The sequence below is a fragment of the Streptomyces sp. HmicA12 genome (assembly GCF_000373565.1).
GTDB lineage: Bacteria > Actinomycetota > Actinomycetes > Streptomycetales > Streptomycetaceae > Streptomyces.
The window spans coordinates 576792-584593 of the sequence record NZ_KB891831.1 but is presented as its reverse complement, the minus strand read 5'-3'; the positions used below and the strand labels follow the sequence as shown (position 1 = coordinate 584593).

At 73.0% G+C, this 7802-nt stretch carries 8 protein-coding genes; 4 read left to right on the top strand and 4 right to left on the bottom strand.

Translation table 11 applies throughout. From position 1 onward, the window contains the following. The 3 genes from B072_RS0132840 to B072_RS0132830 all read left to right on the top strand — a co-directional run. The coding region (locus B072_RS0132840) for a fasciclin domain-containing protein (RefSeq protein ID WP_026246549.1) at positions 1-461 on the top strand (461 nt) is incomplete at its 5' end. Between the two features lie 61 nt (positions 462-522). After that, on the top strand, positions 523-1833 hold the full coding sequence (locus B072_RS0132835; RefSeq protein ID WP_018534219.1) for an SAM-dependent methyltransferase: 1311 nt from the start codon (positions 523-525) through the stop codon (positions 1831-1833). A gap of 31 nt (positions 1834-1864) precedes the next feature. Then, positions 1865-2524, top strand: coding sequence for an alpha/beta fold hydrolase (locus tag B072_RS0132830; protein ID WP_018534218.1), 660 nt, complete (start codon positions 1865-1867; stop codon positions 2522-2524). A gap of 76 nt (positions 2525-2600) precedes the next feature. On the opposite strand, the gene B072_RS0132825 is transcribed toward B072_RS0132830, so the two are convergent. Next, complete coding sequence (locus B072_RS0132825; protein WP_018534217.1) at positions 2601-3371, bottom strand: SGNH/GDSL hydrolase family protein; 771 nt, start codon at positions 3369-3371, stop codon at positions 2601-2603. A gap of 119 nt (positions 3372-3490) precedes the next feature. Here B072_RS0132825 and B072_RS44645 point away from each other — a divergent pair, with 119 nt between their 5' ends. Next, positions 3491-3769: a holin gene (locus B072_RS44645; protein WP_018534216.1), complete on the top strand. Its 279-nt coding sequence runs from the start codon at positions 3491-3493 to the stop codon at positions 3767-3769. Positions 3770-3771: 2 nt separating this feature from the next. Here the strand turns inward: B072_RS44645 and abc-f are convergent, their stop codons facing one another. From abc-f to B072_RS0132805, 3 genes are read right to left on the bottom strand one after another with little or no spacing between them, the layout of a single operon-like run. After that, entirely contained in the window at positions 3772-5394 is a 1623-nt protein-coding gene (abc-f, locus tag B072_RS0132815) for a ribosomal protection-like ABC-F family protein (protein ID WP_018534215.1), read from the bottom strand. A 32-nt stretch (positions 5395-5426) separates the two neighbouring features. Then, positions 5427-6440 (bottom strand): hemolysin family protein, encoded by a 1014-nt coding sequence (locus tag B072_RS0132810; protein WP_018534214.1) that lies wholly within the window; start codon positions 6438-6440, stop codon positions 5427-5429. Then, positions 6437-7771 carry a hemolysin family protein gene (locus B072_RS0132805; RefSeq protein ID WP_026246547.1) on the bottom strand — a complete coding sequence of 445 codons (1335 nt, stop codon included), beginning with the start codon at positions 7769-7771 and terminating at the stop codon, positions 6437-6439. Before B072_RS0132805 ends, B072_RS0132810 begins: the two co-directional genes overlap by 4 nt. Between the last annotated feature and the right edge of the window lie 31 nt (positions 7772-7802).

Below are 7802 nucleotides of genomic sequence, written 5' to 3'. Positions count from 1 at the left end.
CGGCCTGTTCGTCGGTGCCGAAGGACGGTGCCGGTTCGTTCGACGGCATGGCCAAGGACCCGGTGGCCACCGCCGCGTCGAACAACCCGGCCCTGTCGACGCTCGTCACGGCCGTGAAGAAGGCCGGGCTCGTCGACACGCTGAACAACGCNGAGAACATCACCGTCTTCGCGCCGACCAACGACGCCTTCGCCAAGATCCCGAAGGCGGACCTGGACAAGGTGCTGAGCGACAAGGCCCAGCTCACCAAGATCCTGACCTACCACGTCGTGGGCCAGAAGCTCGCGCCGAAGGACCTGGAGAAGGGCTCGTTCGACACGCTGGAGAAGTCGAAGCTGACGACGTCCGGTTCCGGTGAGTCGTACAAGGTCAACGACAGCGCGAACGTGGTGTGCGGCAACGTCAGGACGGCCAACGCCAACGTCTACATCATCGACAGCGTGCTGATGCCCAAGAGCTGACCGAGGCCCCGTCCGACCGAGTTCAGCGGCAGTACCTGTTCCCCAAGGAGGAATCCCACCGATGACCATCCCCCGCCCCGACCGGACCGGTGCCTCCCACCGGCTCGCCGCGCTGGCCGAGACCGCGCTGGGCGGCCCGCTCCCGGTCCGCCTGCGGACCTGGGACGGCACCGAGGCCGGCCCGGCCGACGGACCCACGGTCGTCGTGCGCTCCCGGCGCGCGCTGCGCCGACTGCTGTGGCAGCCGGGCGAGTTGGGCCTCGCCCAGGCGTATGTGACCGGCGAGATCGACGTCGACGGGGACCTGGCCGAGGGACTGCGCACCCTCTGGTCGGCGGCCCGGGAACGGAACCTGAACACGCCCGGCCTCACCCTCGCCGACCGGGTCCGGGCGGCCGGCACGGCGGCCCGGCTGGGTGCGGTCGGACCACCCCCGGCGCCGCCCGCCTCCCAGGCCCGGCTGCGGGGAGCCCTGCACACCAAGTCCCGCGACCGGGCCGCCATCAGCCACCACTACGACCTGTCCAACGCCTTCTACCAGCTGCTCCTGGACGAGACGATGGCCTACTCGTGCGGCTATTGGGCGAGCGACGACGCGAAGTTCACCGCGGCGGACGCCCAGCGCGCCAAGCTGGAACTGATCTGCCGCAAGCTGGGACTGGTTCCCGGTGCCCGCCTGCTCGACATCGGCTGCGGCTGGGGCTCCCTCACGCTGTACGCGGCCGACCGGTACAAGGCGCAGGTGACCGCAGTGACGCTGGCCGCCGAGCAGGCGGCGTACGTACGCGAACAGGTACGCGAGCGCGGCCTCGCCGACCGGGTGGAAGTGGTGTGCCAGGACTACCGGGACATCGTGGGCGGCGGATACGACGCGGTCACCACCATCGAGATGGGCGAGCACGTCGGCGACGCCGAGTACCCGGCGTTCGCCGGCACGCTGCACCGCATGGTCCGGCCGACGGGCCGCGTCCTGGTCCAGCAGATGTCCCGCGGGTCGACGGCGCCGGGCGGCGGTGCCTTCATCGAGGCGTACATCGCGCCCGACATGCACATGCGCCCCATGGGCGAGACCGTCGACCTGCTGGAGACGGCGGGGCTGGAGGTGCGGTCGGTGGAGTCGCTGCGCGAGCACTACGTGCGCACGGTCGCCGCCTGGCACCGCACGCTGGAGGAGCGCTGGGCCGACGTCGTGGGGCTCGTCGGCGAGGAGACGGCACGCGTCTGGCGGCTCTACCTGGTCGGCGGCGGCCTGGCCTTCGAGGAGCGGCGCATGGGCGTCGACCAGATCCTCGCCGTCCGCCCGTCGGCCGCCGGGCAGAGCGGTGTGCCCGCGACGCCGACGGACTGGTACACCGGGCTGGACCAGCTGTGAACCGGCGGTGACACGAGGACGAGGAGAACGGATGACCGGGAACGACCGGCGAGCGCCCGTGCGGGCGGCCGTGGCGGGCGGCGCGCTGATCCCGCGCCGTACCCCGCCCGGGGCGCGTGCCGCCGTGCTGTTCCTGCACGGCGGGCGTGCCGACGGCCGTTCCCCGTCCCGGCCCTGGCACCTCGCGGCCCTGCGGATGCGGCCCTTCGTCCGGTCGGTCGCCGAAGCGCTGGCGGACGACCGGGTCCTGCTCGGGCAGGTCCGCTACCGGGTGCGCGGCTGGAACGGCGCCGACGCCGACGCCCTGCACGACGCCGAGCGGGCGCTCCACGAGCTGCCCCGGCTCGTCGGCGACGTGCCGGTGGTGCTCGTGGGCCATTCGATGGGAGGGCGCGCTGCCTTGGCCGCCGCGCGAGCGCCCCAGGTCAGGGCCGTCCTCGCGTTGGCGCCCTGGTGTCCGCCGGGCGAACCCGTCGCGCACCTGAGGGGCAAGGACATCGTCGTCCTCCACGGCGACCGCGACCGCGTCACCGACCCGCGGGAGTCGGTGGCGTTCGTCCAGCGGGCGCGTGCGGCCGGTGCGCGGGCGCAGGCTCGTCTCGTGCCCGGCGGCGATCACGCGATGCTGCGCGACAGCGCGGGCTGGCACCGCGCCACCGCCTCGACGGTCGTGGATCTCTTGCGGCCGTGAACCGGTCGTCCCGTCGTCCTCGGCCGGCGCCGTCGTCCTCGGACGGTGCCGTCGTCCTTTGCCGCTGACGCGAGCCTCAGCTGTCGTACGGCGTGAGCTCGGCCCGCTTCGGCGGCAGTCCGTCCCCCGAGGACCTGCCCGTGAGGCGCCGGCCGATCCACGGCACCAGGTGCTGCCTGGCGAAGCGGGCGTCGCTCACCCGGCGCGCGACCCACTTCGGCGGGACCGCGGCCGGCAGCGGGGTGCGCCAGTCGTCCTCGGGGTCGTAGCCGAGCGTCTGCCAGACCGCCTCGGCGATCCGTCGGTGGCCCTCCGCCGTCGGGTGCAGCCGGTCCACGTCCCACAGCCGCTGGTCGCCGAGGACGTCGGCCCCGTACAGGTCGACGACGACGGCGCCGTGCCGGGCCGCGAGGTCGTCGATGCAGGTGAACAGCTCCTCCATGCGCGGCCGGAACCGCTCCATGACCGGGCCGTTCCGCCCGGGGCTGTGCATCAGGACCAGCTGCCGGCAGGACGGGGCGAGCTTCTCGACGGCCTCGGTGAGCAGGTCGCGTACCCGGACCATGTCGCACTTGGGGCGCAGTGTGTCGTTGAGGCCGCCCACGAGCGTGACGACGTCGGCGTTCATGGCGGCGGCGATGTCGATCTGCTCGTCGACGATCTGGCCGATGAGCTTGCCGCGCACGGCGAGGTTCGCGTAGCGGAAACCGGGGGTGCGGGCCGCCATCCGGCCGGCCAGCAGGTCGGCCCAGCCGCGGTAGGAGCCGTCGGGCATGAGGTCCGACATGCCCTCGGTGAAGGAGTCGCCGACCGCGACGAGACTGGTGTAGTTGGCATTCATCTGCATGGCGTCTGCGATCGTAACCCGGGCCCGGCCGTCCATGTACGCCGCAGGTCTGGGCGCCGGGCGGGGACCGCGGTATGCCGGGAGCAGGCAGTACGGCACACCGAACGGGGGAGTACGTCATGGGCATGGGAACCATGTGGACGGCCGGCTTCTGGAAGGCCACCGCCGAGCGCGCGATCAGGACGTTCGCGCAGGCTCTGGCCGCCGTCCTGGTCGCGGGGGCGACCAATCTGCTGGACGTGGACTGGCCGGCCGCGCTCGGCACCGCGGGGCTCGCCACGCTGCTGGCCGTCCTCACCGCGGTCGGCACCGCGGGTGTCGGCCCGCACGGGCCGGGTCTGCTGGAGAGCCCCACGCAGAAGGCGGCCCCGGTGCCGCCCGAGCAGTCGGCCGTCTGACCTCAGGCGGTCACGGTCCCGTCGGCCACCCGCACCCGGTCGCCGTCGAACCGTTCGCGCAGCCTGCGGTCGTGCGAGACCACGACGAGGGTGCCCGTGTACAGGGCCAGCGCCGCGTCCAGGTCCTCGACGAGCGCGGGAGCCACGTGGTTCGTCGGCTCGTCCAGGAGCAGCAGGTCGGCGGGGCGGGTGACGAGCCGGGCCAGGTCGAGGCGGCGGCGCTGGCCGACCGACAGGTCCCGCACCGGCACGGCCAGGTCCTCCTCGCGGAACAGGCCGAGGGCCAGGAGCGCCTCGGCATGTTCCTCGGGCAGTCCGCCGCGCCCGGCCGCGAACGCGTCGAGGAGCGGCCGGTCCGTGCCTTCGTGGCTCACTTCCTGCGCCAAGTACCCGATCCGGGGCGGGAATTGGACTTTCCCCCGGGAAGGGGTGAGACGTCCCGCGAGCAGCGCGAGGAGTGTCGACTTGCCCGCGCCGTTCGGCCCGGTGACCAGGGTCCGCGAGCCCGGCGCGAGAACGAGGCGGTCCACGGTGAGCCGGTCCTCGACCACCGTGTCCGTCACCTCGACGGGACGGACGAAGGGATGGTCGCCGCCCTCGAGCGCGCCCTGCGCGACGGTGAACCGCAGCGGGTCCGGAGGCCGTGGCACCGGGTCGGCGCGCAGCCGCCGCAGCCGCTCGCGCGCGTTGCGGACCATGCCGGAGACCTGGCCCTCCACCGACCGCTGGTGCTTGGAGAACGTGGCGAACGTGCTGCTGTCCCGCATCCGCCAGCCGCTGCCGAGCCGGTCGGCGGCCCGCCCGGCGATCTCCTCCTGCCGCGCCACCTCGTCGGACCAGGCGCGGTGGCGCTCCTCCCAGCGGTGCCGCAGGGCCGTGCGCTGTTCCAGGTAGCCGTGCCAGCCGTTGCCGTAGCGGGCCACGGCCCTGCGGTCGCCGTCGACCTCGATGATCGAGGTCGCCACCCGGTCGAGGAAGACACGGTCGTGGGTGACGGCGACGACGGTGCCGCGGTGGCCGCGCAGCCGGTCCTCCAGCCAGGCCAGGGCCTGGTCGTCGAGGTGGTTCGTCGGCTCGTCCAACAGCAGCAGCTCGGGCTGCGGGGCCAGCGCGCAGGCCAGCGCCAGCCGTGCCGCCTCGCCGCCGGACAGCGAGCCGAGTGTGCGGGTGCGCGCCAGGTGCGGGACGCCGAGGCCGTGCAGGGCGGCCTCCAGACGGGCGTCGGCGCGGTAGCCGTCGCGTGCCTCGAAGGCCGCCACCAGGTCGGCGTACTCGGCGAGCCCCTGCTGGTCCGCCGAGCCGAGCGCGGCCTCCGCCGCCCGCATCCGCCGCTCCAGGTCGCGCAGTTCGGCGAGCGCGTCGTCGACCGCGTCCCGCACGGTGGCGTCGGGCGGCAGCGGAGGTGTCTGGGCGAGGTACCCGGTGCCGCCGTCGGCGACCACGACGACCGAGCCCTCGGCGGCGACCAGTTCCCCCGCGACCAGGCGCAGCAGTGTCGACTTGCCCGAGCCGTTCTCGCCGATGACGCAGACCCGCTCGCCGGGCCGCACCGTCAGCGAGACCCGGTCGAGCACCGGCCGGTCCGGATACCCGTACGTCACGTCCTTCAGTACGAGCCGGCTCACACTCCTGCCCCACTCCTGTCACACGGTTCCCGTCACACGGTCTGCCCGAACAGCTCCCGCAGTACATCCTCCATGGTGACGAGGCCGGCCAGCCGGCCGTCCGCGCCGAGCACCGCCGCGACGTGCGTACGGCTGCCGCGCATGGCGGTCAGGACATCGTCCAGCGGCGTCGCCTCGCGCACCCGCGCGATGGACCGCATGTCCGGCACCCGGAACGGCAGATCGCGCGGCGCCGCGTCCAGCGCGTCCTTCACATGGAGGTAGCCGACGATGCGCCGGCCCTCGTCCACGACCGGGAAGCGCGAGAACCCGGACTCCGCGGACAGGCGCTCCAGCTGCTCCGGAGTGACGCCCACGCGCGCGTAGACGACCTTCTCCAGCGGAAGGACGACGTCCTTGACCGGGCGGCGGCCCAGTTCGAGGGCGTCGCGCAGGCGTTCCTGCGCGCGGTTGTCGAGCAGACCGGCCTCGGTGGAGTCCTTGACCAGACGGGCCAGTTCGTCGTCCGAGAACGTGGCCCCGACCTCGTCCTTCGCCTCCACGCGCATGAGCTTGAGCAGCGTGTTCGCGAAGGCGTTGATCGTGAAGATCACCGGGCGCAGGGCACGCGCGATCGCCACCAGCGGCGGACCGAGCAGCAGCGCCGAGCGCACGGGTTCGGCGAGGGCGATGTTCTTCGGCACCATCTCGCCGAGCAGCATGTGCAGATACGTCGCCACGGTCAGCGCGATCACGAACGCGATCGGGTGCACCAGACCGTGCGGCACCCCGACGGCGTCGAAGACCGGCTCCAGCAGATGCGCGATGGCGGGCTCGGCGACGATACCGAGGACCAGGGTGCACAGCGTGATGCCGAGCTGCGCCGCGGCCAGCAGCGCCGACACGTGCTTGAGACCCCACAGGACGCTGCGCGCCCGGCGGTTGCCCTCCTCCGCGAAGGGCTCGATCTGGCTGCGGCGTACGGAGATCAGCGCGAACTCCGCGCCGACGAAGAAGGCGTTGACGACAAGGGTCGCCAGACCGATCAGGAGCTGGATCGCGATCATCGGGCCTCCTCCTGAACCGGGTCGGTGGCGAGCGGGGCGTGCAGCAGGACGCGGGCGGCACGGTGCCCGTGCGCGTCCACGACGTCGAGCCGCCAGCCGGCCACCTCGACGCTGTCGCCGATGTCGGGGATGCGGCCCAGCTCGGTGGCGACGAGCCCGGCCAGCGTCTCGTACGGGCCGTCGGGCGCGCGCAGTCCGACCCGCGCGAGCTGGTCGGTGCGGGCGGCGCCGTCGGCCGAGTACAGGGTCCGCCCCTCCTCGTCCGTGCCGGCGGCCGCGATGTCGGGCGTCTCGTGCGGGTCGTGCTCGTCCCGGACCTCGCCGACGACCTCCTCGACGATGTCCTCCAGGGTGGCGACGCCCGCGGTGCCGCCGTACTCGTCGATCACGACGGCCATGGTGCGTTTGCCGGACAACCGGTCGAGCAGCTGGTCCACGGAGAGCGTCTCGGGCACGAGCAGCGGTTCGCGCAGCAGCTCGGCGACGCGTTTGCGGGCCCGCTGCTCGTCGGGCACGGCGAGCACGTCCTTGATGTGCGCGACGCCGACGACGGAGTCGAGGTTGCCGCGGTAGACGGGGAAGCGGGACAGGCCGGTCGCGCGGGTCGCGTTGGCTACGTCCTCGCAGGTGGCCTGCACGTCGAGGGCGATGACCTGGACGCGCGGCGTCATGACGTTCTCCGCGGTCAGGTCGGCCAGGTTCAGCGTGCGCACGAACAGCTCGGCGGTGTCGGCCTCCAGGGCGCCCTCCTTCGCGGAGTGGCGGGCCAGGGCCATCAGCTCCTGCGGGCCGCGCGCGGAGGCCAGCTCCTCGGTCGGCTCGATGCCGAAGCGGCGCACGAGCCGGTTCGCGGTGTTGTTGAGGTGCGTGATGAACGGCCGGAACGCCGCGCTGAACCAGCGCTGCGGCGTCGCCACCCGCTTGGCGACGGCCAGCGGCGACGAGATCGCCCAGTTCTTCGGCACCAGCTCACCGATGACCATCAGGAACACGGTCGACAGGGCGGTGCCGAGGACGAGCGCGACCGACGACGACGCGCCCTTCGGGATGCCGACCGATTCCAGCGGCCCCGCGATGAGCTTGGAGATCGACGGCTCGGCGAGCATGCCGACGACCAGGTTGGTGACGGTGATGCCGAGCTGGGCGCCGGAGAGCTGGAACGTGAGGTTCCGTACGGCCTTCAGGGCGCCCGCGGCGCCGCGCTCACCGCGCTCGACGGCGTCCTCGAGATCGCCGCGCTCGACGGTGGTGAGCGAGAACTCCGCCGCCACGAAGGCGCCGCAGGCCAGCGAGAGCAGCACTGCGACGGCGAGCAGAAGCACTTCGGTCATCATCGGGTCGTCACCTCCGTCCCATGATCGG